At 62.7% G+C, this 24,086-nt stretch carries 29 protein-coding genes; 8 read left to right on the plus strand and 21 right to left on the minus strand.

Annotated elements, in window-relative coordinates; all coding sequences use genetic code 11:
- Positions 1–3: 3 nt before the first annotated feature.
- Positions 4–144 carry a hypothetical protein gene (locus P9217_RS04160; RefSeq protein WP_278086597.1) on the minus strand — a complete coding sequence of 47 codons (141 nt, stop codon included), beginning with the start codon at positions 142–144 and terminating at the stop codon, positions 4–6.
- Positions 145–306: 162 nt separating this feature from the next.
- Here P9217_RS04160 and P9217_RS04165 point away from each other — a divergent pair, with 162 nt between their 5' ends.
- Complete coding sequence (locus P9217_RS04165) at positions 307–552, plus strand: hypothetical protein (RefSeq protein WP_278086596.1); 246 nt, start codon at positions 307–309, stop codon at positions 550–552.
- A 646-nt stretch (positions 553–1,198) separates the two neighbouring features.
- Complete coding sequence (locus tag P9217_RS04170; protein WP_278086595.1) at positions 1,199–1,531, plus strand: hypothetical protein; 333 nt, start codon at positions 1,199–1,201, stop codon at positions 1,529–1,531.
- A gap of 444 nt (positions 1,532–1,975) precedes the next feature.
- Here P9217_RS04170 and P9217_RS04175 read toward each other — a convergent pair whose 3' ends face one another.
- A complete protein-coding gene (locus P9217_RS04175; protein WP_278086594.1) occupies positions 1,976–2,197 on the minus strand; it encodes a hypothetical protein in 222 nt (73 codons plus the stop codon).
- A gap of 389 nt (positions 2,198–2,586) precedes the next feature.
- On the opposite strand from P9217_RS04175, the gene P9217_RS04180 reads away from it, so the two are divergent.
- Positions 2,587–3,786 carry a pilus assembly protein TadG-related protein gene (locus tag P9217_RS04180; protein WP_278088269.1) on the plus strand — a complete coding sequence of 400 codons (1,200 nt, stop codon included), beginning with the start codon at positions 2,587–2,589 and terminating at the stop codon, positions 3,784–3,786.
- 233 nt (positions 3,787–4,019) lie between these two features.
- On the plus strand, positions 4,020–4,319 hold the full coding sequence (locus P9217_RS04185) for a helix-turn-helix transcriptional regulator (RefSeq protein WP_278086592.1): 300 nt from the start codon (positions 4,020–4,022) through the stop codon (positions 4,317–4,319).
- Between the two features lie 579 nt (positions 4,320–4,898).
- Here P9217_RS04185 and P9217_RS04190 read toward each other — a convergent pair.
- From P9217_RS04190 to P9217_RS04200, 3 genes are all read right to left on the minus strand, one after another.
- Positions 4,899–5,279, minus strand: coding sequence for a cytochrome c family protein (locus P9217_RS04190; RefSeq protein ID WP_278086591.1), 381 nt, complete (start codon positions 5,277–5,279; stop codon positions 4,899–4,901).
- A 69-nt stretch (positions 5,280–5,348) separates the two neighbouring features.
- Positions 5,349–6,389 (minus strand): RNA ligase family protein, encoded by a 1,041-nt coding sequence (locus tag P9217_RS04195; RefSeq protein WP_278086590.1) that lies wholly within the window; start codon positions 6,387–6,389, stop codon positions 5,349–5,351.
- Between the two features lie 254 nt (positions 6,390–6,643).
- A complete protein-coding gene (locus tag P9217_RS04200) occupies positions 6,644–6,847 on the minus strand; it encodes a hypothetical protein (RefSeq protein ID WP_278056265.1) in 204 nt (67 codons plus the stop codon).
- A gap of 621 nt (positions 6,848–7,468) precedes the next feature.
- Between P9217_RS04200 and P9217_RS04205 the strand changes: the two genes are divergently transcribed.
- Both P9217_RS04205 and P9217_RS04210 read left to right on the plus strand, forming a co-directional pair.
- Positions 7,469–7,672 carry a hypothetical protein gene (locus P9217_RS04205; RefSeq protein WP_278086589.1) on the plus strand — a complete coding sequence of 68 codons (204 nt, stop codon included), beginning with the start codon at positions 7,469–7,471 and terminating at the stop codon, positions 7,670–7,672.
- An 82-nt stretch (positions 7,673–7,754) separates the two neighbouring features.
- Positions 7,755–8,024 carry a hypothetical protein gene (locus tag P9217_RS04210; protein WP_278086588.1) on the plus strand — a complete coding sequence of 90 codons (270 nt, stop codon included), beginning with the start codon at positions 7,755–7,757 and terminating at the stop codon, positions 8,022–8,024.
- Positions 8,025–8,043: 19 nt separating this feature from the next.
- Here P9217_RS04210 and P9217_RS04215 read toward each other — a convergent pair whose 3' ends face one another.
- The 3 genes from P9217_RS04215 to P9217_RS04225 form a co-directional block, all read right to left on the minus strand.
- Positions 8,044–8,454, minus strand: coding sequence for a hypothetical protein (locus tag P9217_RS04215; protein WP_278086587.1), 411 nt, complete (start codon positions 8,452–8,454; stop codon positions 8,044–8,046).
- 179 nt (positions 8,455–8,633) lie between these two features.
- Positions 8,634–8,927 (minus strand): hypothetical protein, encoded by a 294-nt coding sequence (locus tag P9217_RS04220; RefSeq protein ID WP_278086586.1) that lies wholly within the window; start codon positions 8,925–8,927, stop codon positions 8,634–8,636.
- Between the two features lie 116 nt (positions 8,928–9,043).
- A complete protein-coding gene (locus tag P9217_RS04225; RefSeq protein WP_278086585.1) occupies positions 9,044–9,892 on the minus strand; it encodes a glycoside hydrolase family 108 protein in 849 nt (282 codons plus the stop codon).
- Between the two features lie 69 nt (positions 9,893–9,961).
- On the opposite strand from P9217_RS04225, the gene P9217_RS04230 reads away from it, so the two are divergent.
- Complete coding sequence (locus P9217_RS04230) at positions 9,962–10,207, plus strand: hypothetical protein (RefSeq protein ID WP_278086584.1); 246 nt, start codon at positions 9,962–9,964, stop codon at positions 10,205–10,207.
- On the opposite strand, the gene P9217_RS04235 is transcribed toward P9217_RS04230, so the two are convergent.
- From P9217_RS04235 to P9217_RS04270, 8 genes are all read right to left on the minus strand, one after another.
- Positions 10,204–11,220 (minus strand): contractile injection system protein, VgrG/Pvc8 family, encoded by a 1,017-nt coding sequence (locus tag P9217_RS04235; RefSeq protein ID WP_278086583.1) that lies wholly within the window; start codon positions 11,218–11,220, stop codon positions 10,204–10,206. The two genes, P9217_RS04230 and P9217_RS04235, sit on opposite strands and share 4 nt — an antisense overlap.
- Entirely contained in the window at positions 11,217–11,447 is a 231-nt protein-coding gene (locus tag P9217_RS04240) for a tail protein X (protein WP_278086582.1), read from the minus strand. The genes P9217_RS04235 and P9217_RS04240 overlap by 4 nt, the downstream gene beginning before the upstream one ends.
- Before the next feature lie 29 nt (positions 11,448–11,476).
- A complete protein-coding gene (locus P9217_RS04245; RefSeq protein WP_278086581.1) occupies positions 11,477–11,866 on the minus strand; it encodes a response regulator in 390 nt (129 codons plus the stop codon).
- 78 nt (positions 11,867–11,944) lie between these two features.
- On the minus strand, positions 11,945–12,364 hold the full coding sequence (locus tag P9217_RS04250) for a phage tail protein (protein WP_278056248.1): 420 nt from the start codon (positions 12,362–12,364) through the stop codon (positions 11,945–11,947).
- A complete protein-coding gene (locus P9217_RS04255; RefSeq protein WP_278086580.1) occupies positions 12,364–14,316 on the minus strand; it encodes a phage tail tape measure protein in 1,953 nt (650 codons plus the stop codon). The genes P9217_RS04250 and P9217_RS04255 overlap by 1 nt, the downstream gene beginning before the upstream one ends.
- A complete protein-coding gene (locus P9217_RS04260; RefSeq protein WP_278086579.1) occupies positions 14,316–14,702 on the minus strand; it encodes a phage tail assembly protein in 387 nt (128 codons plus the stop codon). Before P9217_RS04260 ends, P9217_RS04255 begins: the two co-directional genes overlap by 1 nt.
- Complete coding sequence (locus P9217_RS04265; protein WP_278086578.1) at positions 14,702–15,235, minus strand: phage major tail tube protein; 534 nt, start codon at positions 15,233–15,235, stop codon at positions 14,702–14,704. Before P9217_RS04265 ends, P9217_RS04260 begins: the two co-directional genes overlap by 1 nt.
- A gap of 60 nt (positions 15,236–15,295) precedes the next feature.
- The gene (locus tag P9217_RS04270; RefSeq protein ID WP_278086577.1) at positions 15,296–16,828 is read right to left on the minus strand and encodes a phage tail protein; all 1,533 of its coding nucleotides are present in this window, start codon (positions 16,826–16,828) and stop codon (positions 15,296–15,298) included.
- A 108-nt stretch (positions 16,829–16,936) separates the two neighbouring features.
- Between P9217_RS04270 and P9217_RS04275 the strand changes: the two genes are divergently transcribed.
- Positions 16,937–17,155 (plus strand): hypothetical protein, encoded by a 219-nt coding sequence (locus P9217_RS04275; RefSeq protein ID WP_067327977.1) that lies wholly within the window; start codon positions 16,937–16,939, stop codon positions 17,153–17,155.
- A gap of 1 nt (position 17,156) precedes the next feature.
- On the opposite strand, the gene P9217_RS04280 is transcribed toward P9217_RS04275, so the two are convergent.
- From P9217_RS04280 to P9217_RS04300, 5 genes are read right to left on the minus strand one after another with little or no spacing between them, the layout of a single operon-like run.
- Complete coding sequence (locus tag P9217_RS04280; protein WP_278086576.1) at positions 17,157–17,693, minus strand: DUF4376 domain-containing protein; 537 nt, start codon at positions 17,691–17,693, stop codon at positions 17,157–17,159.
- A complete protein-coding gene (locus P9217_RS04285; RefSeq protein WP_278086575.1) occupies positions 17,693–18,826 on the minus strand; it encodes a hypothetical protein in 1,134 nt (377 codons plus the stop codon). Before P9217_RS04285 ends, P9217_RS04280 begins: the two co-directional genes overlap by 1 nt.
- 19 nt (positions 18,827–18,845) lie before the next feature.
- Entirely contained in the window at positions 18,846–22,088 is a 3,243-nt protein-coding gene (locus P9217_RS04290; protein ID WP_278086574.1) for a DUF4815 domain-containing protein, read from the minus strand.
- A gap of 6 nt (positions 22,089–22,094) precedes the next feature.
- Positions 22,095–23,222, minus strand: a complete 1,128-nt coding sequence (locus P9217_RS04295; protein WP_278086573.1) for a phage tail protein — start codon at positions 23,220–23,222, stop codon at positions 22,095–22,097.
- Positions 23,219–24,082 carry a baseplate J/gp47 family protein gene (locus P9217_RS04300; RefSeq protein WP_278086572.1) on the minus strand — a complete coding sequence of 288 codons (864 nt, stop codon included), beginning with the start codon at positions 24,080–24,082 and terminating at the stop codon, positions 23,219–23,221. Before P9217_RS04300 ends, P9217_RS04295 begins: the two co-directional genes overlap by 4 nt.
- Between the last annotated feature and the right edge of the window lie 4 nt (positions 24,083–24,086).

The raw sequence follows: 24,086 nt of genomic DNA on the forward strand, positions 1-24,086 counted from the left end.
CATTCAAGCTCCTAGGACCGTTTCCTCCTGCTCGGAAAGAACCGCGGCAGCCTCGGCCTTGCGATAGCTGTAGATGCGCTCCGCAGGCCTAAGCCCGAGCAGCCGGTGCGGTAAGTTCATGCTCCAGCCGAGGTGGATGGCCACGATCTCCGGTCGCAGGTTCTCGACGAAGCAGCGCCCTGCGGATCGCGTGGCCAGCTTGTTTGCCTCCGTGGGCCGCTCTGGTGGCAGAATTCGTAGGCGCACGTTAGGCTGAATTTTGACTGGCGACGATGTTCAATGAGGCGCGGACGAATGGGGGTTGTGATGAAAAAACAATGGTGGAAGTGGTCGGTTGAGATCGAGGAACTTGCACATAAGAATTATGTGCGGGTCATCGAGGACGGTGTGGTTAGCATCAAGGGTTTCGATTCTGAGGCAGATGCAAAAGCCTTCGCCAACAGCGAACGCGGGAGGCTCGGGCTTGAGCTTGATACGCCACAGGACAATGAACCCGGCCGAACGCCCGGCAAGCAGTCGGGTCGCTCCATCGCGCAAGGCTACGTGAGGTAGCCGGAACGTTTTAGCGACATCGTTCAACCCGTTATGCAGAGCCGAGACCTACTGTCAGGGGAACAATCAAAAGCCGCACGAGCATTGTTGAAATGGTCGCGAGTGCGGCTCGCCGCCAGGGCCAATATTAGCGAACCGACAATTATCGAATTTGAGAAGGGGTTCGGGCGATCGAATCCCCGCTTGGTCGCCGCCATACGCCAGGCTTTGGAGGACGCGGGGATTGTCTTTACTGTTGAAGGGCCAGCGCTACCTCGCTCTCAAGGTCAAAAGAGTGGTCGCCGGAAGGACAATAGAACGTGGCGGCGCCGGCAGACAAAACACTCGCCGTGAACCCCTACGCGCTTTTGCGGTGAAGGGCTTTCGGGCTGGTGTCTGGCGAATACGTCAGCGTGATGCGCCTGAGCTTTTTCCTTATGGGTGCGTTTCGGCCATATCGGCAGGGGTATATGCTCCGCGGTCAGCCGGTGCCGTGTTTCGATTCCGAGCCCCCGCCGGTTAGGCCCGCCTCAACGCTGGCCTCTGTCTCGGCCAGGAAGCCGGGCCGCTCCCGAGCTCCGCACATTCGGCGCGACATGTACGCCTTTTGGCGAACTACTTTCTTTGCATCCCGCAACTAGGGTATTCTCTAGGAAGGAGTGCTGATATGGCAAATGAGAGCACAAGGCCTACGGAAAACGGTTCCGAAAAGCTTGTTTCAGAGGCCCAGGCGCGCCGCGATTTTCTCAAGCAGGCTGGACGCTTTGCGGCGGTGACGCCACCGGCCATTACGATACTGCTCGGTACAAGCTTGAACTCCAGGGCAATTGCCAAATCGGGAGGAACACGCCCGGGCAATGGCTGGGGCGACAAGAACCACATTCACCTCGGCTCCGGCTCGGGTTACAAGCCAAAGCTTTTTAAATCCGGTAACGGAAAGCTTTTTAAATCCGACAACGGGAACGGCTATGGCGGCGGACCCCACGGGGGCTCGAAGTAGGCGATCCCAATTAGTGCTGGCGAGGAACGAGCCTGACTGCGCGGCCTCGTCCTAGCACGGCTCTTCGCGCCGGCAACTGTGGCTGGATCTGTTCCAACGCACCAGATCGGCCGCCGGCGCTCATTTTTGCATTAGGGCCGTCTACGAACTTCGCCCCGGAAGATCTTGTCCAGCGAGGGCACCAGGGCTCGCTTCAGCCTACCTTATCTTCAATAGCTGGTCAGCGTTAGTTACACCGGTGGGTGCCCGGCCTGCGGCGAGGCGGGGGACGTTGGCGCTACAGGCCGGGCCTTTTTGCCCCAAGTGAGCAAGGGGGCAAGTCTTTACTATGCGCCACCTTTAGGGCGGTCTGGCATCGGGACTTTAGGCGTAGCTAATGAAGTGCCGTCCTACGTCTCCGGTGTTGGGTTCCAAACCAGCCTTGGGCAGCCGCACGGGCCAAGCTTAACGCCTTCTCTTGAAGGCTTCCGCTAGCCAGTTGTCCAAACCATCGGCAAGCTCGGCGGGCTTGATGATGCCTTCCATAAATAGAGTCATAATATGTTTGGCGATTTCGTCGCGCTCGTTGCCGTCGGCTATCCCGTGCTTTTTGCAGTAATCGTTGAGAGCTTTGGTGAGGACGACCAGTTCGTCCGAATCTGCCACACCTTGCCGATGCGCTAGCATGCCAACCTCCCTTGTCGGGGCGAAAGCATGATAATCGCTTCCAAACGTCCGCTTGCCTCAACTCGGTACGGACGACGCTTGCGATCTTACGCCTTTTGAAGAATGGCGCTATTCAAAATGAGTCCGCCGTTGTTTGGTTCGGCCCCAATGCCCGCCCAAACTTAGCGCTCGGGCGGGCTGTCAGGTTTACCCCAACGGCGGCACGCCAAGTAATTGTTCCAGTCTTACCATGTGCCGCGACCTCCAACGGAAATGCTCTGCTAATGTTCCTGGGTGATACGCGCCGGCTGGCCGGTGCCGGGTATCTGCCCGACTACATTTTCACGTTTCGTTCATATATGCGCGCGTACTAATGCTTCGTGGCAACAAAAAAAGACATTTGGGACTCAGTGCGCGAATTCGGCCGGGACGCCGGGGCGAACGTCGCCACTATCTTTGCGCTTAGCCTGCCCATTATCGTCGGCGCTGCCGGACTCGGCGTCGAGACGTCCTATTGGTACTATGAGGACCTGAAACTCCAGGCGACAGCCGACGCCGCCGCCTATGCAGGCGCGCTGGAGAAGATCGCTGGATCCGACACGGCGACGATCACGGCGGCCGCCACCCAGTCGGCGACCGACAACAGCCTCGCCAATGTAACAATCACCGTCCACACGCCGCCCACCTCGGGGTCGCACATGACCAACAAGGCGGTCGAGGTGATCCTCAATCAGAGCCTCGACCGGATGTTCACGGCGATCTTCTCCGAGAGCAAAGTGCCGGAGCGGGCCAGGGCGGTGGCGCTGATCACTGACACCTCCAAGGCATGCGTATTGGCGCTCAATCCGTCGGCCTATCAGGCAGCGCTCTTCTCCGGCAACACCAGCGTCAAGCTGACGGGCTGCTCGGTCATGTCGAATTCGGTGCAGTCCGATGCCGTCAAGGTGCAGGGGTCGGCGGCGCTTCAGGCCGATTGCCTGATCGCGGTCGGCGGCATTTCGCTCAGCAACCCGGTGACCACCGTCTGCAAGTCTCCGATCACCCAGGCTTTGCCCGCGTCGGACCCCTTCTCCAGCCTTCCGGCACCTGCGGCTGGCAACCCGTGCAAGACAGTCAACGGCAGCAAAACGTCGCAAACACTGCAGCCCGGAACTTACTGCAGCGGCATGGACCTCAAGGGCAATGTCACGCTCCAGCCCGGCACCTATGTCGTCCAGGGCAGTCTGAAGATCAACGCCAATGCGGCCGTCTCCGGAACCGGTGTGACCATCTTCATGTCCGGCAGCAACACCGTCAGCATGAATGGCAACGCCACTGTGACGAGCGCGCCGACCTCGGGCACCTATTCCGGCGTGCTGTTCTACGGCGACCGGACCGGCACCAGCACATCAAGTACCTTTAACGGCACTGCGAGCTCGCTTTTGACCGGTGCCATCTATTTCCCCAAGCAGCAGGTCAACTATCTAGGCAACTTCTCCGGGAGCGGCGGCTGCACCCAGGTCGTCGCCGACAAGATACAGTGGTCCGGCAGCACGACCATCAAACAGAACTGCTCGAGTCTCGGGATGAAGGACATCCCGTCGGCGCAGTCGGTTGCTATTGTCGAATAATCAGGAAATCGCAAATCAACGCAGAGCCGCCGCCATTTCATTGAACGCACTTAAAGCCCTACATATCAGCCGCTCGTTCACCACATCGCGCATCGACATTGGAGGCCCACCCAATCTGATCCACACCTAGGGTGACCCGCCCCGCCCGCGAACTGAGTTCCGGGCTCACGAACATTTGAGGACCCCTTACGAAGCCGACGGCATATTTTAGGGACGTTGAATGCTCAACGCCTATGCCCAGACGAGCCCTACTGTCGGGGGAACAATCAAAAGCCGCACGAGCTCTGTTGAGCTGGTCGCGAGTGCGGCTCGCTGCCAGAGCGCATATTAGCGAACCAACGATCCTCGATTTTGAGAACGGGTCGAGGAGCCCGAATCCACGCCATGTTGCCGCTATCCGCCAGGCCCTGGAGGACGCGGGAATCTTCTTTAGCGCTGAAGGGCCAGTGCTACCTCGCTCCGAAGGTTCGAATGATCATCGCCAGACGGACAATCGAATGTGGCGGCGGCGGCAGACGAAACGCACGCTCTAGCAACCTCACACTCCTTTGCGGTGAAGGCCTTTTGGGCTAGTATCTGGCGAATAGGTGAGCGTGATACGCTTGCCGCCGCAAACGGCGCATTTCATCTTCGGCCGGAGATCCCATTCCATAGCAGGAGCATCGGCGCCGAAGCGATCGCGGCAGCCGAAATTTCAACGGCAAAAGCCCGCCCGCCTTGAGGGGGGACGAGCGGGCTCCGGGGCTGTGCAACCCAGCGGCGCGGGCCTCGCAAGCGTCGCGCCGCGAGCCCCAACCTGCCGATTTGTGGAATGTTCCCTTGCGCCGATGCGACCGAAGTCGGAGGAGCTAACGCTTTGGTCCCTGCACTGAAACCTTCGCCGCGCTCGATCATTTGATAGAGCCGGCGAGCAATGTCCCTTCATCGTCGGCAGTGCCGAGTGAATAGATGCCCGCCATCCCGTTGCCTGGGGTGACGGGCATCGTCTTATCGGGACGACGCGCCGTTCGCGAGACGACGCCTCGCGGCGGTAAATTGTATGGAGTGTGGCGTGCGAATCGGAGTGCGTGACGAAAGCCCGCCGCAGCTCATGAGCGTGAAGCCGACGGGCCTTACTTGGAAAACTGTTTCAGGTAAGCGATGACGTTGGCTACGTCCTGATCGTTCTTGAGGCCGGGAAACGCCATCTTCGTCCCTTTGACCATCCCCCTGGGGTCTTGAAGATACTTCGTCAGCGTGGGTTCATCCCATTTGATGCCGGATTTTCCGGCCTCGGTCATGGCCATGGAATAGGTGAAACCGGGATGCGTGCCCGCCGTGCGCCCGATGACGCCGTGCAGAGACGGGCCGACCTTGTTCTGGTCCTGGTCTGCAATGTGGCAGACCTTGCACTTGGTGAAGACCTTCTCGCCTGCGGCTGCATCCTGCGCCCGCGAAGGGCTTGCAATGAAGATCGTGGCCGCCGAGGCGATGAAAAGTGCGATTGCGCGCATGGCATTCCTCCCTGATCGATCGTCATCTGCGCCGGACGATCCGCGCCTTAGTCAAGCTGGCCGGCTGTCTTAGGTTCCGTCCCCAAAATCCTGCAGCGTCGCATGGCGTAGCGTATGCTCCCCGCGAAGGAACTTAACCCTCCCCGTGATGCCGGGCTTAACCCACTCCACATCATCGGCGAAGGCGCTCGGCACCCGCTGCGCTGGCTTCGACGCCTTGGCCGCTTCGACACGCTTCCACAGCCGTTCCCTGAGGCCGCTGGGCAGCGTTATGAACGCGGTGCCGGCATATCGGCCACCGCGCGCCATGATCGCGGCAGCGGGCTTCCCTGGCTCTCGCTTGATGCCGAGAAGTTCGAAGTCGCCGACATCCCAGCACTTCGTCTTCACCCAGGAATCGACCTTCCCGCTTCGATAGGGACTTTCGCGTCGTTTCGAGACCATGCCTTCCAGGCCCATCCGCTCAACGGCTTCGAAGAATGCGGCGCCACCGCCCTCAACATGGTCGCTGTATTGGATGATGTCCCTGGCCGGCTTGACCAGATTCCAGAGCTTCGCCTTCCGCTCGATAACCGGCAACGAGCGCAGATCCTCGCCATCGATGTACAAGATGTCGAAGGCTACGAATGCTAGCTGCTCCGCGTTCCATGTCATGCGGGAGTGCATCCGCTGGAAGTTCGGCCGGCCATCCGTTTCCGGCGCGATCATCTCCCCGTCGAGAATGAAAGATTCAGCAGGAAGCTTTTCCGCCGCGGCGACTATCGGCCAATACCGCTTCGACCAATCGTGCCCATTCCGAGAGAATGCACGGGCGCCGGCCCAATCGAGGATCAGCTGGGTTCGGTAGCCGTCGTATTTGATCTCGTGCAGCCAATCATCGCTGACCGGCGGTGTTTCAACCTGGATCGGGTCCAGGGGCCTAATGAAGGATAGCCGGGCGCCGCCGGCAGGCTTACGCATACGAACCCCAACGCAACACTGGAAATTTGATTCAATATCGCACAGCCGGAAGCGTTCCGTTAGCGATTGCTGAAATGCGTACTGGAAACGATTCCTTCCGGCCGCTCTTCGAGCAATGCAGACGATCAGTGTAGGCAATAGCCGGAACAATGACCGTCGCCGTCAGAGCCGATTCGTGATGCTTCTGGACGCTTGCATTGACCTGTGCAGCCGCTCGGACCGGCCGCTCGGCTGTGGATAGTAACCTCTTATTCACCACATCAGGGCATCGTGATTGAAGGGGCGGCCAAAGCCCCTAGTCTACCCCTGCGTCATATGACGCGCCCCGCCAGCTGGCGGCCGACGCTTTCATGTAACCCCCGCCCCCCAGCAGTATGCGTCGGCCGCTGGCTCGTGGCGGCCTGCTATCTGCCCAGCGGCTTGCGGGAGAGCTCAATCAGCTCGCGCTCGTCGGTGATGCCCGCCATGTAGTTTGCGATAATGCGCGAGGCTCGGTGCTCCTTCTGCTCCTCTGTCTCGTTGGCTGCAGAGGTGGCCGCAAAAACTCGGCTCAGGACCTCTATTTCGTCGGGATTGAATACGCCCTTTGTCAACCGCCCCATAGGCATGACTTTGCCTCCGTCCGGACACCCCCGCTCAGAATAATCAAGTCCGCCGCCCGTGGGTAGTGATACGTGTGTTTCGCAGCCTGGCGCTCTCAACCGCATCTCTCATGGCGCGAAATGCCTGCCGGTCGGACTGCAGCCGTAGCCGAAATGTTCTGCAACGCCGGAACAACTTGCGATCCTTGCTGAAGCGCTGAATGAAGTCGGGGACACCTGACGCCAAGCAACCCGGACCCCGAAACCTGGGCAGTTCAGATCATGATGCTGTTGCAGCCTTCGAAACGCCGGGCGAAAGAAGGGGCTCTTGAGCCGAACGGGCCTTGTGGGATCCTACACTTACATTTGTTATATACGCCCCAGCCGAATCGATCACATGATGAGCTAGGGCCGCTCGCAGCGACAGTTTGCTGACTCTATGGCCCCTTGTCCTCCGACGACCGTCGACACACCCAGGTCCCCCGCCCCGCTCGGCGGTCGTCTTCTTCTTCCAGAGTGATACAACAAATGAGAGTGACCACGTCATGGTGCGGGTGTTAGGTACTGTCGTCGCCCGCACCTCTGACGGCAAACGGGCGCTTGGAAGTCAACTCAGGTGCTTTCGCCCAATTCCGCAGGGAGGAAGCCATGAGCAAGCGCTCTTTCATTTGCGCTTTTGATTTTGACGTCATCCGAGAAGCCTTCCGGCGTTCGGTCGTAGAGGATTGTCTCCCGCGAGAACAATGGGAAACCCGCGCAGGTGACCTTGTTCGCAGCTTCGTAGGCGTTGAAGCTCCGGCCGAAGTTCTCGCCGCATTGCTGGATTCGACAACAATCTCCCACGGGGCTTGATGCTGCGAACCCGCTCTGCTGGTCGGCCTTGGAAACAAATTCAGACTGTCATCGTTGAAGTAGGTTGTCAGGAGCCTACCGGATGCCCCGCTTCTTTTTCCATGTCGATAACGGTGAGTTCATTCCGGACGAGTCAGGAACCGAGTTGCCCGACCTAAACGCCGCGCGGCGAGAGGCCGTTCGAGCCGCCGGCGGAATGATAGACGACTCGCAGGAGTCGTTCTGGGAACACATGACCCCTTGGTACATGCACGTGACGGACGAGGAAAGCCGGCTCCTGTTCACGCTTCAGTTCGGTGCCAAGGTCCCATCCGGCGAAGCGCGATACATTCCTCGGTCCGATCAGAATTGACCCGATACCGCAGCGGATCTCAAGGGGGCTTTGCCTTCCGCTCATCGACCAGGCCCTGAAGCGTTGCAGTCAGCGCAGCAACGGCGTTGGACAGGCCGACAATCGAGTCCTGCACCCTGTCGAGCCGCGTGAGGGTAGCGCTCTGGAACTTGTCGCTGGACGCCGCATCCTGCGTCTGTTTCGTCTCTACGACATAGAGCCGCTCCGAAACCTTCGTGACCTTTGACGTCGCGTCGGAAGCTGATTGTTCCGCTTCCGCGATCTGACCTTGCATCGTCATCAGGCGCGTGTCCTGCCACTGGGAATAGAGCCAGAACAGCAGGCCGATCGTCGGCAGAGCCAACGCCGTCGAGAGCCTGGCGATCGCCAGCAACAAGACGTTTTTCGCAATCTGTTGAGAAGCGTTCCGCATACCGATGTCCTCGTCCATTGCCCCGCCGTTCAAGAACGTACTGCTAGGATGCTATTTCGGCTCGCCGATCAGCGCTCGCCTTGGTGTGGCGGTCGCATTCAATCGGCGTGTAGAGGCCGAGCGCGCAGCCCGGCGCGATCGTCTTGTCGATCTTGTTCTGATCGGCCAGTGTCTTGCCCTGAGCGCCCGCGAGGCTGTTACCGATGGCCGAGCGCAGCGCCGGCGCACCGCTGACGGCGGAAGTCGTACACGCCGCCAGCGTCGATGCAGTCGTCAAAAGACATGCGAGCATCAATGCCCTTTTGTAGCGCATGCTGGTTCTCCTTCTCGATTTGAGCGCGGACCTCGTCGGCGCCGCGGCGCTTGATGACCTCGTAGACGGTGAGAGCCGCGCCCGAGGCAAGGAGGGCGATGACAGCCCACAGGATCGCGCCGGCAGCCAGGCGCGAGACGCCCAGCCGGCCGACAATGAAGGTGATGAGGAGGCTCATAGGAAGATCCACCACACCAGCGCGCCGCCGACCGGCACGCCGGCCGCGAAGCCAGCGAGCGCCGGGAGCACCTGTTCGATCACCTGGGTGAGAACGGCTTTCAGGTTCTCCATGGGTCAGCTCGCCGTGCCGAGCGCGTCGGCGATGCGCGCCGCCTTGCGGCGGGCATACCAGCCGTAGGCGAGGCCGCCGATCGCCATGACCGCGCTCACAAGAGCGAGGATGACGACGACCTTGCCGATCCACTCGCTGGCGTAGGAGAAGGGCGAAAGCTGGTTCTGCAGCTCGGCCAGTGTGCCCGACACTCCAATGCCCGCCACACCCCCGCCTGCCGCGGCGTCGGCCGGAGCGATGGAGGGGGCGGCTTTTGCATCCTCGACGAAGGCTTTCGCTTGGCCGCCATCGACGAAGTTCGCGATCTGCGGCATCGCCCCGGTGGCCCACGCCTGGCCGATCGAGCGGACCTCGGCGACGCGAGAGCCCCAGCCGGTCCCGAACACCCGCCACGTCTTCAAATGCTGCAGGAATGCGAGCCTCTGGTCGCAGATGTGGTCGATCAGTGCATCGTGGTTGTTGCAGGCTTGCACGGCGGCGATGGTGCCGAGTCCCATGACGCCGTCCACACGGCCCTGATAGAGCGGCCCAAGGGCGCGCTGTAGCCACATGATGGACTGCTTCGGCCCTGAGTTCACGGCACCGTCGAAGAGGACATAGTCGACGCCGGCCGGCAGCTGGTCGCCCTTCACGGCGTCCCAATATTGCCGGTCGTAGATCTCGAAGAGCTCCTGGCTGGTGGTGCTCTTCACCGAACGCACAGCGAGACCCTTGCTGCGGCGGTAGGCATCATAGACCCGCTGGGTGACCCCCTTCATCGTGGCGCCGCCCGGGTCGGCCGGGTGATTGCTGTAGCCGCCCTCGTGCCCAAGCACGCGGGCGAGCGATTCCTGCTCGCGGGACGCGGTCATCGATTTTCCTTTCGGTTGGGAACTTTCCGGCTCGCCGGCGATTGAGGGCCGCGGCTGGGGATTTCAGAATTGGATTGCTTCACGAAGCTTGAGACGCTGATCGACGCGGGCGGCGCCAACCTCGTCGAAGAGGCGCGCGCGCTGCTCGCTCACATCAAAGGCAAATCTCACGAACTTGCCAAAGCCGTGGACGAATTCCTGCTCGACATGATGACACTCGATTTCCTGCTCGAAGCCGAGCGGGAAGCATTCCATGGTGCGGCCCGGAGGCTCGAACGCATGCGCCTGACGATGGTGAAGCTGCTCTCGGCCTAGCGGCTGTCCGCTCCGGCCGAGCCTTGCGGGTTGCCGAGCGAGATCTGCGTGGTGTAGCCGCTGCCTCGATCGAGCGTGTCGGTGATGGATGCGATTGTGTAGCTGCCGTCGACGCCGGCGCGCAGCTGGATGATGGCAGTGCCTTCCGGCTCGGCCGTCGGCTCGCCCTCAATCGTGACCGAGCCGGAGCCCTTGCTGCGCGCGCCGTCGACACGATCGGAATCGGCGCGTGTCTTCGCCGAGGCCTCGTCCGGCTCCATGAAGCGCAGCACGTCTTCCGGCTCGACATCGTCGCCGGTCTCGACCTCTTCGATGACCTGCTTTGCGCGCTTGATGTCGTACCAGCGGCCCTTCTTCTTCTTGAAACGCGGCCGGTCGGTCACCGGCGTCAAGCCGCTCGCCGATATCACCATGCCGCGGTTAATGACGATGGTCGGCAGCGGCTGGCCGGTCGCCGAGACGCCCTGGTTACGAGGCACGAAGCCAGCCTGCGATCCCTTGATGGCAAACGTCGCGCCGTGCTCGCGCGCAAGCCGGTCGGCGAAGGCGAGGAAGCTCTCATTGTCCTGCGCCTCATATTCCAGCTCGCGGCTGGCGAGGGACGGATGCACCTTGATCGACAGGCCGGCGTCGCCGGCAGCATCCTCGAGGACCTGCCGCAGCGTTTTCTTCTCCCAGTGCCGGTCGGCCGGCTGCTTGACCTTGCCCTTCAGGCTGGCCGAGCGCGCCGTGACCAACAGCACGCTGCCGGATCCGCGATCAAGCGACCAGTCGCAGGTGTCGACCTCGCCCTCGAAGCGGCGCATCGCGCCGCCTTCCCAGCCGAGCTCGATCGAGACAGGCGTGCCCGTCTTGGGAAACCGGACCGTCGCATCTTTATCGTCGAGCGTGAACGTCGCCGAATGCGTCGCCTCGGTGCCGCTCTTGGTGATGAACAGCGAGATCAGCAGCGGCACGAAACGGGAGGTGACATCCTGCCCACCGACCACGACGCGGAAATGACCTTTTCTCACGTGAAGAGATCGATCACTGGCCTGGCGGCCGCGCCCTCAGCCGCCATTTCTACCGGTGTCATCAGGGTCACGGTTCGACCCACGGGGAGATATGGACCGGACCGGGCGAGATCCTGGTTTAGGGCGAAGGTCTTCGCCACCATGCCGACGAAGACCATGCGATAGTGGCGTGCCAGCAACGTCGACAGACTGGTGCCCTCCGTCTTGACGGTGACGGTCTCTGTCATGACGATATCTTCCAAGATTGGTAGTTGCTCTAGTTCTTGGCTACCGGCGGCTGCTCATTAAGCAACGTAGCCAGAGCGGTTATGACCTGCGGCATGAAAAAAGGCTTAGCGATCATAATGCTGTTGGGAACGCCTTCTGCAGGCCAGTGAATGGCGCTGTCACCGCTCACATAAATTACTGGCATGGTTGGACTGGCTTCGCGAACGAGTCGCGCCAAATCCCACCCCGATTTGCCCGGTCCCAGCCGAATATCGGTGATGAGCGCCTTGAACCTTTCGGGCTTGGCATCTAAGGCGTTGAGAGCTTCTTCAGCATTCCTGCTGCTAAGCACGGTGAAGCCCGCTTCCTCCAATGCGGTTTCGATTTCCAAGAGGATGAGAGGTTCGTCCTCAACGACCAGAATCTTGCCGCCGCCCATAAGGTCCCTTCCCTCATTTGGTCTACTACGCTCTCGACAGCGGTTCGGTTCCAACGAAAGTAATCGTTTTCGTCGCCTTTAGCCGAGCAGCGAAAACAGCGATGCGAAGAAATCGCTCGCCGCCGGCGCCGCCGATTTCTGCATCTTGACTGTGATATCGACGATCTGGCCGACCCCGTCGCGATCGAGGAATGCGTGCTCGTCGCTGATCGACTGGACGACATAGAAGCCGAACACGCTGCCGTCGCCACGTGTGACCAGCTGCGGCGTGCCGGCGAGCTGCGCGTTGCGCAGGATGTTCAAGGTACCAAGGCCGCCGAGCTTCGAGGGAATCAGGCGGCCGGAGACGGTGAGCGTTTCCGACCCGACGCCCACATCCTCGAGGGGCGGCATCGCGCCGACCACCGGCTTTTCCGCATAGTCGTGCGTCGTCTCCCGGCCATGCGTATCGATGTTGAAGGAGAGATCGCACTCGACCAGACCGATCTTCATCAGCATCAGCGCGGCCCTCCGAAATCGATCGCCTGCCCGCGTGTATCGGCCTGCACCTGCTGGCCGGTCGTCCTGCCGCCGAGCGAGCCGACCGGCCGCATCAGATCGGCCCTGGCAGAAGACAGGAAGCCGCTGACGCCGGCGATGAAGGCAGCCGCGGCGTTCTTGCCGAACGACGATCCCGCGCCCGCGACGCCAGACGTAAAGGTCTGCGCGGCGTTTTGGCCCGCCTGCGTGCCGCCCTCGGCGATCTTGCTGCCGGCGTCGGCGCCGCCGGATTGCAGCCGACGCTCGAATTCGTCAGCATCGAAGCCGGCGACGTTCGGGCCGATGCCCGGGAGACCTGGTGCCGGCGGCACATAGGCCTGGCCACCCCTGGCAGCCGCATGACGCCCTTCGGCGTACACCTGGTACTGCCGCTCGGCAGGGGTCATCTCTGCCCAGTTCCTCGGACGTGGCGTGGGGATCGGCGTGCTCGAGGCCGGCATGCCGGTGTTCGGCTCGCGCGTCTGGCGATCTTCGAGGATCTTCGTCTGCAGCGCATCGAAGACACTCTTGATCTCGCCGCGGCCGAGCTGCGCCAGCGCATCGCGGAATGCCTTCTCGGCGGAGGCGCCTGTGAAGCGATCGAAGAACCCCAGATCGGAATGCTGCCTGTTGTAGCGGTCCTTGAATTCGGCGGCATAGGCCAGGGGGTCGCGACCGCTGCCGCGCAAAGCCTCGTAGCCCTTGTCGACGGCCATCATGTCGGACAGCCGGTCGTTCACCTTCTCGAGTGCCGGATTGAGCGCCCTGCCGGACAGATCGCCGAGCGCGGTCGCGGCCTTTTGGATGTTGTTGATCAGCTGCTGCCAGTTGCCTTCGGAATCGCCGGTGATCTGAGCGAAATCCTTCGCGACGGTGCCGGACGCACTGCCAAGCGCATCCAGATGCTTCTTCAGCTCCGGCATCTGCGTCAGCAGCGCGCGCATGCCTTGCTGCATCTGGATGTCGGTGAAGATCAGCGGCAGCTTCGACAGGTCGCGCTTGAGGGCTTTCTGCGTCGCTTCGACCAGCGTCATGATGACGTTGCCGCCCTCCTTCCGCGTCTGGTCCATCTCGCGGCGGATGTCGATATGATACTTCTTGAAGTTCTTGGCGACCTCGTTGCCATAGGCCTTCTGCAGGATGTTCGAAAAGTTTGTCGCCGCCTCAGACGAGGATCCTGTCTGGTTGCGCACGATCTCCAGCATCGCGGCAAGCTGCTTCAGGCCTTCCGTGCCTTTGTAACCGACCGCGGCGAAAGCGGGCGTGATTGCCGGAAGTTCCGCCGCCATGTCCCGCAGTTCGAATTTGCCGGCCTTGCCTTCGGCGGCGAGGATGTCAAAGGCCTCCTGCATCTTGTCGGCGGTTATGCCAAGCGAATTGGAGAGCGCATCGGCTGTGAGCGCGATGTCGGAGATCTCGGCGCCGGATGCCTGCGAGGTGCGGGCGACAGCCGGCAGGAATGCGAGGCCGTCCTCAAGCGACCGGCCGGAAGCAATAAGCGTCTCAAGCCCCTGCACGACATTGTCGAACGGCATCTTCGATTTATCGGCCAGCTCCTGCAGCACGGCGATCGTCGGCCTGATCGCGGTCGCCGGCTTGTCGGCATTGATGATGATGCGGCCAATCGTGCGCTCGAGCTGCGCGTAGTCGCGCGCCGTGCGGATCGCGACATAACCGGCAGCGGCGGTGGCAACGCCGGCTACCTTGCCGAAGGTCGCCCATTGCGCCAGCCGCTTCTGCCGTTCGGCATCTTGCGCCGCCAGCAGCCGCTCCTCGGCCACCTGCGTGCGCGTCAGGCGGGTGTTGTTGCGCGCCAGGTAGACATCGCGCTCGGCACGCTGCAGCGCCGTCAGGCTGGTGCGTGCCTTGGCGGCCGGGCCCGAAACGCGATCTAGCAGGCTGACGATGAGCTCCGCCGACATCCTCGCCATCAGGCATCATCCTTTGCAGCGGCGAAGACGAATTCCGGCACGACCTGGTGGAAAATTTCCATCAAGGCTTCGGCATCGTCCCAGGCGAGCTTCTTCAGAACCTCAGGCGGGAGATCACAGAGCCGGGCGAGCAGCTCGCGATTGCTGATCTCGGCATTCGACCAGTCGTCGATATCCTCGAGCATGGCCGGCCGCATCCTGATCCGCGCGATCTTCTCGCTGCCGCGCGTGATGGCGCGGCGCAGCGTCAGATACCGGTAATAGGCATCAGACAGGTCGAGCGAGACTTCATCGTCGGCGACGGCTTCCGCCGACGGCTCGGCGGCCGTGACGGGCGTTTCGTCGGCGCCCGTCATGAAGTCCTCTATCGCGTTCTTTCCAGGCATCATTCAATGCCCAGGAGGACGCGCGCCTTGGTCAACTCGTCAACGCCGAACTGCCGGCGCCGGGTGGTGAAATAGTCCCAGTAGAACCATTCCTCGTTGTCGACCGAAAGCTCGTAATGGGTCACCTCGCCGATCTGGTGATCGTGGCCGAAGGCCGAGGAGCGGTCGAAGGCATCCGGCGCGATGCGGCTGACGATGCCGCGGATGACCGTCTTCGCCTGGAAGGCGTCGCCGGTCTGCTTGTTCTTCAGAACGCCGTAGCCGGTGAAGTTCAGCGGCTGATTGGTGCCGACGCCCATGGCGCGATAGCTCGACTTGGCGAAGCCGGCGAATTTGAAGGTCGGCTGCAGCGCCTTGATAGCGTTCATGCCGAACTCAACCTCGCCCGGCGCGCCGCCGCCGAGATGGGCGACGGTCACCTGCTCCAGCGTCGGGAGCCCGAGCGACTGGAGCTTGATGTGGTTCGAATCTTCCGGGTCTTGGTCGCCGACGAAGAGGTTGACCTGTTCGAGCAGCAGCAGTTTCTCGGCCATGGCTGGCGTTCCTTTCAGGCAGGAGTTGAGGTGTGGGCCGGCGCCGACGCGCCGACGTGATCAGGAGATCAGGTTCTGGCGAGCAATCAGCTCGTCGATCGTCGCCTGGAGCGCAGGCGCGTAGGGACGGCTGGTCATGGTCAGGCGGCGGAACACCGGCGCTTCCTCGAATTGCGCGTCGATATAGATATGACCGGAGCGCAGATCCTGCGCGTTGTTCAGCTGCGGGTCGAAGCGGCATTTGAAGCCGAGTATGTCGCCGTTGGCTTCCGCCTTGGCGAGGATGTCGTGCACGGTGTTGACGACGGATTGGATGGTCTGCGTCGTCAGGTTGAACTTGCCCAGGAACTGGCGCAGCGTACGCAGGCAGGTGAGCTCGATGAAGTCGCGGCCGCGCACCTTGTGATATTGCTGCCAGATCGTCTGGTCCGACAGGTTGTCGGTGCCGATATAGACGAAGCCGCCATCGGCGATAGCGAAATCGTCGCCGCTGTCGCCGCGCACGATGATCCCGCCTTGGGCGGCCAAGATTTCCTGCCCCTCGGTCGAGCCGTCGGTGAGCGAGAAGCGATAGTTCTGCTCCGGCCCCACAATGCCGTAGAGCGCCTGGTTGGCCCAGGAGCGGAACGGCCGGCCGTCATTCTCATAGTCGCGGCGCACGGCAACGCCGGCGATACGAGGCGCGGCGGGGCGGGTGACGACATCGCCGGACGCGTCGAGGCGCTTGATGCCGGGCGTCACCGGGATCAGCCGGTCGGAGGACAGGGTCTCGCGCCACTGGGTGAAGTTCATCAGGCCGTTGGGGCCGTCGACGATCGCCACGGCGAGGATTTTGTGCAGCACCTCCGGCAGGGCCGCGCAGACGGCGTTGGCGAGTTCCTCGACCGTCGCGGTCGCGGTCGGCAGTACCTTGCCGGCATCGACCCCGCCGCCGCTGAAGGTGACGGTGAGCGCGCCGGACAGATAGTTTCCGGGCGTGTCGATGACCAGCGAGGCGACCTTCTGCGCGTCGGGGCCGGTGCCCATCACGGCATGCGCGGTCGGCAGCACCTTGTCCGGATCGGCACCGCCACCGGTGAACGCGACGGCCGGCGCCACCGTCATGTTGGTTCCTTGAGTGGTAAGCGTCAGGCCGGTCATGGCACCGAATTGCTGGGTCGTGTAGCCGGGCACCAGGATCAGGCGCGGATAGACGCCGAGATCGGCGCCGGCATTGACGAAGGCATTGATGCCGGTGCCGGCGACCGACGAGCCGATGATATTGGCCATCGTCTCGCCGATGTCCTCGCCTTCCGCGACGCGGTTGACGACGAGCTGCGCGGCGACTTGGTAGGGGCCGAGCTGTGCATTGATGCCCTCGACGGCGTCGACGAACAGCGAATCGGGATCGCAGAGCGCCAGCTTGGCCGTGTCATTGGAGTTCAGACGGACGGCGACACCGGCCGGGAACGCCGCGTCGAAGGCGGCTTGCGTTGCCGTCGCGGCCTTGCCGAAAGGCATGCAGATGCCGACGACGCTCATCAGCGCATTCGACGGCACGGCCGCCTCGTTGGCGTCGCGACGGATTGTGATCCCGAAAACGGGGTCGGTCATGACAGTCTCTCCTGTGGGGCTGAAAGACAACCCGGCTGATCGGGTTGAGCGATGTACTTTAGAGACAAGTAATATTGGTCGAACTGGACACCACCGGACTGTCAAGCTATGGAACTGGCGCTCAACAGCCTCAGAAGAGAGCCGGCAGTGACTGGAGACAGGCCAAAAAAAGCGGAACGCCTAATCATCGAAGCGCAGGAACGCTTTGAGCAGGACGACTTCAAAGAGGTCGCGCCGAACGCTATCGCGCAAGCGCTATTCGAAATCCGCCTGTCGCTATGGCTTTGTTTCGCCGTCCTTTGTCTACTGCTCTGGCGTCTCTGGTAGGTTAGCGAGGCCATCCGGTTTCGATGTCGACTGCCTCGAGCGCCGCGAAATCAGACGCGGCGCCAATTTCTGCAGACAATGCCCTCGCCCGACTGAAACACGCTTGCACATGCCTCCCGACTGCGATGGCGATTGCGGTCATCGTTACAGCATCGAGCGTGACCCATATGCCCGGCTGCGCCTCCCAATCGATCGCCTGAAGCTCGGGGTCGTTCTTGAAAAGGGCTACGGCGCCCGTGATCTTAGCTTGACTGTTTGCATCAGTGCGAACTGGCGCCCCGTTCACGAGAATCCCACCAATCTCGACCTTCCACCGCTGATCCGAAAGGGCGCTGAGCTTGGCGGCACGGGTTTCCTCTAGCGTTGGAACAGTCCGCGAGTAGGCCGTTGCCGTCCCAGCTGCTTCGGCGAACATAGCCCGGCCCAGTTCCTCCGGATCATCAGGAGACGCCGTGAATGGTATCCAGCCAAATGCAGGATGCTCAATCTCGACATCAATTGCGCCGAACTGGTTATAAACGGGGTTGCGATAGTCCATTACGAGATCCTCAAGAAGAGCGTTTGCCGGCGACGGTTGGACCCGGCACTATTGTTCACGCGCCCCATAGCCCTCCACGTCCCTGAAAGAGCGGCGCCGCCCTTAACGCCAGTCATTGAGCCGGACCCGAACACCGTATCGTCCGTGGCGTCTGTGGTACTGTTCTCGCTAACGCCGGAGGGCTGTATCGCAGACCCGGCGTATGTGGATCCGTCCACGATGCCGGTGCCGTTTAGACTGTAGCCAAAGACATAGGTTCCAACGGCGCCGTAAGTTAAACCTGCGTTGCCAGCGCCATAGTCGACGGTGCCGGGTAGGCCGTTCAGCTTGGCCAACAGCGCCGTCGTGAAGCTCGCGGTAGTTCCGGCAAGCACGGCCGAATAGGCTTGAACGTGCGTGCCAATTACCAAGCCGAGGAGCGACCGCATCGCCGAGTAGTCGGCCGCGGTAATCAACGAGCGAGCGTTGGCGGACGCATCGGTGATGTCTGCAGCGGTCACCGCGAGCAGCGCCTTCATTGCCGCATTGCTTGCCGCCTGCACCAGGGAACGGCCGCTAGCGCTCATGTCGATGATGTCGGCGACCTGAAGCGTCACTGCTCCGCTCTTACCGGCTACGCTCGAAACCTGGTCGGTATTGTCGATCTTGTCCCAAGAGGTGCCGTTCGAAACGATCCAGTCCCCGACCTTCCAGTCGGTGATGCCGCTAACGTTTGTCGCGCCGGGCGTGTCCACTTTATAGTACTGGCCCTTGTTGGCGCTTGACGCCGCCGGAATCGTCGGGGAGTTCGTATTGGCGTTCCAAGTGCCTTGGTAGGACATGGCACCAAAGAGCGCCGCCGGCAGTTGAGCTGCCGGAACCTTGCCGGTAGCGTCGAGAGCGGCATAGCCGTTCGCGTTGCCCTTTTCGAATGCGTCCTGCTTGCTGTCGAGAGCGGCCTGCAGCCCGGTCGTGTCTGAGATCGTGTGTTGATGCACCAGGAGCGCCCGGTTCGCGACTGAGACCAGGATACCCGCGACATCAACGTCGATCGCTGAGAGCGCCGCGATCAGCCGCAGAACGTCGTCTTCGAGATTGTTGCTGCCGTCCGGAAGCTGATAGCCGCGGTTCGGCGTGCTGTTTTCAACAGGCATTGGCGGTCCTAAGCGAGGGTTACGGGGTCGAGATCGCCCGGAAGTCGTAGGCCATCGGCCGCGCCGCCGGGGTGCCGGTGAGCGTGATGCGGATGCGCCCAACGGGATTGGCGTTGAAGCCAATGACGCTGTATTTGCGCTCGACCCAGCCGGCGTCCTGCAGCGGCGTCTGCGTCACCTGCGGAACCGGTGTCCAGACATCGTTGGCGGCGTCAGCATGCAGCGCGATCGTCGCGCCGGTCGGGATCTTGGTCTTCAGGTAGGACAGGATGTCGACGCCGGTCCCCATGTCGAAGGCGCGGGTGACATAGGTGCCCGTCGTCTGCAGCTCACCCTCGATCGCCAGGATCACCGGGAACACCACCGGCGAGACCTTGGCCGAGCCGGTGAGCACGGCGCGGACCTCGACATTGCCGGTGTAGAAGGCTTGCAGTTCCCAGGCCTGGTCCGGGTTGAGCAGGGTGACCGAACCGTCGTCGAGCTCGACCTCGAAATGCATCGCGGCCGCGGCGGTCGGCAGCTCGACCTCGGCTCGAATAAGCAGGTCGCTCATGTTGGCGGCGGCGAAGGTGCCGACATCGACCATCTTCGTCGCCGGCGCGAATTTAGCCGCGACCAGCTGGAAGCAGATGTCCTCGTCCTGGTGCGGCGTCCAGGTGACGGCGTTCGACGACGACAGCATCACGCCGACCGAATAGGGCTGCGCGGCGACCGGCTGCTGCAGGTCGGCATCGAAGTCGCCGAGCTTGGCCGTCTTGATCGAATGGTCGCCGTCATTGGTCTTGACGACGAAGGCGTATTCGATGCCGCCCGCGAGCCAGATCGGATAGGGGAAGCGGATCTCGGTCCACTGGCCGATCACCGCTGCGTTCATGTCGTAGAACGCCTGGGCGATGACGTTGACGGTCGGAATGCCGTTGGCGACCTCGACCAGCTCGAGCACGATCGGATTGTCGGGATCGCCGACCAGGCAGACCTTCAGGTTGACGCCGGCAATGTGCCGCCCCTCGGTCAGCGTGAAGGTCTGCGCCAGCGGGTCGGACCGGCTGCCGCCATTGCCGCCGCCACCGCCGCCGGCACCTCCGGTCTCGCGCGGCGCTGTCACCGAGGTCTGCTGCACGGTCGTGGTGACGACGCGACGCAGCGTCTCGATGTCGATCGTGCCCTGCCCGACGAAGATGGCGGCAGCCTTCGAGCCGCCGGCGCCATCGGCGACGAGGCCCTTCGCGCCGGCCGGCACATTGGCCGGGACGGTGAAGCTGTTGACGATCTGGCCGGCGCCGTCGGCGGAAAGGCCGCCAGGATTGACGTCGATGCCGTCGAATTCGAGCATGGTCAGGTTCTCGCCGGCACCGAAGCCATGAATAGTGAACTGCAGCGATATCTGCCTGAGATAGGAAAGCCGCTCCTCGCGCGTCGAGCTCTCGATCGTCTCCTTCTGCGTCGTCGTGGTCGTCGTCGTGGTGCGGCCGGTGATCGACCTCGACGTGGTGATGACCACGGGCGACGACAAGGCCGCCGCGCTGTCGGAGGCCCATTCGGTGGCGCTCTCGGTCCAGTAGTCGACCGGCGGGTTGATCGTCATTGACGCCGGCAGCGGCGTGAAGTTCTGGTATGGGTTGATCTTGGTGCAGCGCGTGGCCAAAGCCTGCTCGACCGCAACCTCTTCTGTCCAGTTCAGCAGCGTGACGCCGGCCAAGTTGATCGCATGGAAGGTGGGATCGATCGCTAGGCGCAGCAGGCCGCCGAACACGGCCGCGGTCTGCGGCTCGCCCTCGTCACGGTAGCGATCGGAGGTGAAGGGATCGACGAAGACGCCGTTCTTCGAGATCGGCTCGCGGCTGTCGATGTCGCGTTGCAGGCGCTCGAGGGCGATCAGATCAAGCGCATCGACCAGGCTGTTATACATCCGGTCGATCTTGGCCATGGTATAGGCGCGCACACCGATGTTGGTGACGTTCGGCGTGCCAGTCCAGATGTTCTCGACCAAAGCGAGCGGGAGCACGTCGGCGGGCACCGTCGGCGGCAGCGCGTTGGTGCGGCTCGAAACGCCCTTCAGGTAGACTGAATTGCCGTCGCTATCCAAGCCGAGCACGTCGACGCGCGGCAGCTTGAAGTCATAGTCGACCTGGATTTGCCCGCTATTGACGCCGCCGGCGACGGTGATGGTGGTTGCGGTGATATCCGTTGCCGAGACGATGCCTAGATAGCGGTATTTGACGGTGTAGCTCGACCCGGTCGCGGGCTCGGCGCCGCCGGCCGCCCAGGACACCAGGTCGCCGGCCTTGGTGTAATCGGCCGGCGTCGCATAGGTCGTGGCGCCCTGCTTCACCTCGAGGATCGACGTCACGCCCGTGTTGACCAGAGCGTCGGAGCCGTTCGGCGTGCCGCCGCGCACGACTGTCTCGGTGACTTCCTTCTCGACCTGGACTTCGCGGATCGTGGCGATCGGCCCGTGATTGAGGGTGACGATCGTCGGGTTCGCGCCGAATGTATGCACCTCGGTCGGGATGCGGAACAGATCGAAGGTTTCCGTCTCGCGGTGGCGCAGCGCCGCATAGCGGGTCCGCTTCTGGCCCTTGATGTTGGCGACGCCCTCGGCGATCGAGAAGACCTGGTCCGTTCCATCCTTGCCAAGCGCGGAGACCGAGCAGCCCGAGACGATGTAGTTGCCGTTGGCGTCGAAGTCGTAGATCGCGAGCTGCGCGTTGATGCCCGTCAGGTTCGGCGGCGGCGTCTGGTCTATCGCGACGCCATCCTTGAGCAGGTAGACCGAGTAGAGGTCGCCCACGCCGCCGTCACCGGAGAAGCCCCAGGCGAGCGCGTACACGACGCGGGCGGCGCCGGCTTCCCCCTCGGAGAGCGAGCCAGGCATCAGGCCCAGCAGAGCGGGCTCCTCCAGTTCGGTCACATAGGTTTTGAGCAGGCGCACCCCGATGTGCACGGCACCTGTCATCGGCACGTCTGTCAGCACCGCCGCCGGCGCGTCGAGAACGCGGCCCGCCACATAGAGCTTGCCGGCGATCAGCGTGACGGTTTGCGCCTCAACGTCGATGATGATGTCGGCGCCTTCGAGGCGGTCGCCGTCGCGCGCGACCAGATTGCCGATCGAACGGATCTTCCGCTGAAGGATGGTCTGGGCCTCGACCATCTCGGCCGCCTGACCAATCTTGCCTTCACGGTTGAGCACGCTGTCCCACAGCGGAAACTGCGGTGCGCGGTCATAGGCGCCGGTCAGGTTCGACTCGTGCTCGTAAGCCATTTTGCCTCAGCTGATTTTCAAGAGCGCACGAAAGCGTTCGCGCGAGGTTTTGCCGAGAAGCGCCAGCGCGATATCGAAGCCGCCGACCATGGCGCCACCCGCGATTGCGGCGCCGGGCAGCCACCGGATACCGGCGGGGTGTGCGCCGACGGGCGCGCCGCCGAGCGTGACGCTCCAGGATTGGATGGTCTCGCCCTCGCCTTCGCCGAAATCCATCATGGCTTCGACATAAAGGTTCGGACCGGCGCCACTTGCCACGACCCAGCTTTGCCCGGCGGCATGGTAGTAGCCGCCGAAGGAAGCGCTGACCGGCCTATAGACTCGCGCCCTGCGGAAACCGATCGGCGAGCCGTCCTCACGATAGACGCCGATCCAGCACGACTTGGCGAGCAGCGCGGTGGCGATGATCTGCGCCCGGGACAGAGCGGCGTCCGAGACCCATTTCAGGCCGGGCGTGTTCCAGGGGAACGGTCCCCAGCCGATCGACCCGCCCTCGACCGGCTCGATCCAGGCGCCAAGCGCGGTCAGCTCGGCTTCCGTCAGATCGTGCTGGCCGGCATCGAAGGTGCGGCCGAAGGACCATTTGACGCCACCGGCGTGGAGGAACACGCCGGAGTTGTCGCCCCAGATGCCGTCGCCCCACCTGGTGTAGGCCCAGTCGTGCTCGCGCACATTGTAGCCGTTCCAGGCGCGGTAGAACTCGGAGCGGACCGGGTCCGACAGGCGCACCACGGCCTCGATCGTGCCGAGATCGTCCTCGTTGTCGCGAAAACGGTCGAGCTCGAGCTCATAGAGGTGCCAGCGCGTGCGGCGCACCGGCGCCTCGTAGAAGGTCGAGAAGGCGTAGCCGACCCATGTCAGGCTTTCGGCCAAACCCTGCGGCGTGCCTTTCACGCGCTGCCAGCGGAGACCGTATTCGACCACCGAGGCAAGGTCGGGCAGATATTGCGAGATCGCGCCAAGCCCGTATTCGACGACGAGCCAGGGCAGGATCGAGGGCTGCACCGGCGCGAATTTGAAGCCGCGCAGCTCGTCGAAACCGGGCTCAAGCTCCGGCAGCCGGTCGAGCGATTCCGCGAGCGCGCGCTCGAAGGCCGTCGCGTTCTGCGGCAGCAGGTTCTGCCGTTCGCTCACCGGTCGCGGCCCTTGAAGGTGAGCGTCACCGTGCCAAGCTTCACCGCGGCGCCGTCATCCACGGTCGTGTCGGTCACCGGAGCGGTCAGCGACACTCTCTGCACGCCCGGCGCCTGCAGCTTGGCTGTCAGCCAGGAGCGCGTGACGTTGAAGCCGAGACCGCCCTCCTCGGCCATCGCCTGCCGAAGCAGGGTTTCGAGACTGTCGAACACTGTGATCGGCGTCGTCGGCAGAAGCCAGATGTCGGCCGCCACATTGACCGTGGCGCTGGTGGCGGAAACCACGGTGACGCGGTCAGAAATGACGCGGACGCTGTTCTTCTGCACCTCGTTGTTCACGCCCGCCAGAAGCGCTGCGTCGGGCTCGCCGAAATTGTCGGTCGCAAGCACGGCGATGCGGATGTCCGGTCCGGTGCCGACGCGATAGACGGCGACATCCTTGACCCGGATGCTGGCCCGGAAGGCGGCGCTTTTGTACCAGTCTTCGGAGCCGGCTGTTGAGCGGCCGGAAATGGCGACCACAGTGCGGGCGCGCAGCCTGGCATCAGTTTCGCCGGTCAGGCGGATGACGTCATAGAACGCAGCCAGGTGATCGAGATCGGCGCCGGCCGCGAAGGCCAGCAGGTTGGCTTTGACCGCGTCGTTGATCCCCGCCCTGTAGAGCACCTCGCGAAAGGCGCCGACCTGCAGCTGGATGTTGCCGGGCTCTCCCTCGAGATCGATGATGCCGGTGACGTCTAGCCCATAGGCGGTGGCCAGGTCGACGAAGACCGCCTTGATCGCGGCGAGCGCGTCGACCTCCGACGTGACGGAGATCGCCTGCGGCGCCGGCAGGCCCTCGAGCGTGGACAGATCGAGCATGGCG

The sequence above is a fragment of the Mesorhizobium sp. WSM4989 genome (assembly GCF_029625795.1).
Classification (GTDB): Bacteria; Pseudomonadota; Alphaproteobacteria; order Rhizobiales; family Rhizobiaceae; genus Mesorhizobium.